Here is a 1,373-nt window from a genome sequence, read left to right as displayed (position 1 = left end):
GGGCGGACGAGCGGCCCTCGGCCGGGCGGCGAGGAGCAGGTCCTCCCCGGGCTCGACGCGGCTCTCCGGCTCCCAGGCGTCCCCGCGTACCGTCCGGTGACCGGCGGCGGACATCCGGGCTCGCAGGTCGTCCGCGAGAGCCCGGAACGACACGTCGCCGCCCGCATCCAGCAGCGCAGCGAGCTCGGCGGTGAACGGTGTCGGGGTGCCGGGCCCGCCCGCGTCGATGCGGTGATTGGCCTGCACGCTCATCAGCAGCAGCACCCGCCGCTTGTCGCGGGGCTCCGGGCGGATCCAGGCGGCGTTGCCCGCGAAGCAGCAGTCGAGGACGACCACGATCCGCCGCGCCGGACTGGCGGCGAGCACCGCCTGCACGGTGCTGAACATCTCCGCGCCGGGGAAGACCGCGTGCCCGCCCGCCACCACGCGCGCGTTGCGCATCTGCAGGAACAGCTCGTCGCCCGCGTTCGGTATCGCCCCGTGCCCGGCGAAGTACAGCAGCAGGACGCCCTCGGCCTCCTTGGCCGCCGTCCACAGCTCCCGGCCGAAGGTCACCTGGTCGGGGGAGCGGCACACCGTGATCTCCCGCTCGCCGAAGACCCCGCCGTGCCGCAGCGCCTCCCCCAGCCGGTTCAGGTTGTGCTTGACCGCGGGGAGATCCCCGGGCACGCCGTCCGGCGGCGCCGTGTTGTCGTACTCGGACACTCCGACCAGCAGCGCCCGGTTCGTCCTCCCTCTCGGGTCGTAACCGGTCACCGGCCGCCTACCTGTCGTCGGGACGCACCGGTTCGACGCGCGCCTGGGGCGGCTCGCCGTCCTCCACCTCCCGGCGGTTGGCCCGCCAGGCCTCGACGGATCGCCTGACCTGGTCCACCACTCCCTGGAAGACCGCGCCCGCGGCGCCGCCGAGCACCGCCACCACGATGTCCATGCCGACACCCATCGGGGCGCCCGCCTCGTCGGTCCGGCTCCGTTCGTCGATGCGCAGTTGGTCGGTCCGTGCCAGATCGGCGAGCGGTTTCTCCCGTTCGAGCCATTTGTGCAGGGCGTCGATGTCACTCTCGCTCGCGGTCCCGTCCAGCCGGATGCGGATACCGCGCGTCACCACTCCGTCCCCCTCAGCCATAACTCACCATCATGACACCCCTGTTGCGCACAGGGGAGGGTCCATACGCCGCTGTCGTGACGCGCACGCTCGGCGCGCACGCCGGTCCCGAACGCCCGACGGCCCTCAGCCCCGGCTCCGCAACCGGCTCAGCCCCGGCCCGCGAACGGCTCCACCCCGGGCCCGCGAACGGCTCCACCTCGGGCCGCGAACGGCTCAGTCCCGGGCCCGCGAACGGCTCAGCCCTGGACCTGCAACCGGCTCAGTT

3 protein-coding genes are annotated in these 1,373 nt (G+C 73.5%); 1 reads left to right on the top strand and 2 read right to left on the bottom strand.

Going from position 1 to position 1,373, the window contains the following annotated elements; genetic code table 11:
- Together EBH09_RS18535 and EBH09_RS18530 are read right to left on the bottom strand one after the other, a co-directional pair.
- Window positions 1–756: caspase family protein (locus EBH09_RS18535; RefSeq protein WP_193776392.1), on the bottom strand; the 756-nt coding region annotated here is incomplete at its 3' end.
- Between the two features lie 7 nt (window positions 757–763).
- Window positions 764–1,126: a hypothetical protein gene (locus EBH09_RS18530; protein WP_121748108.1), complete on the bottom strand. Its 363-nt coding sequence runs from the start codon at window positions 1,124–1,126 to the stop codon at window positions 764–766.
- Between the two features lie 56 nt (window positions 1,127–1,182).
- On the opposite strand from EBH09_RS18530, the gene EBH09_RS39025 reads away from it, so the two are divergent.
- Window positions 1,183–1,373, top strand: a 191-nt coding sequence (locus EBH09_RS39025) for a hypothetical protein (RefSeq protein ID WP_238697357.1), incomplete at its 3' end; no start/stop codon positions are given.

The organism is Streptomyces sp. E2N166 (assembly GCF_003671715.1).
GTDB classification, from domain to species: domain Bacteria; phylum Actinomycetota; class Actinomycetes; order Streptomycetales; family Streptomycetaceae; genus Streptomyces; species Streptomyces thinghirensis.
The sequence above is the reverse complement of the archived record's forward strand: the minus strand, read 5'-3'. Positions and strand labels throughout refer to the sequence as shown.

Coding starts and splice junctions, on each gene's coding strand:
- EBH09_RS18530 (WP_121748108.1), bottom strand. CDS start 1,126: ATGGCTGAGGGGGACGGAGTGGTGACGCGCGGTATCCGCATCCGGCTG.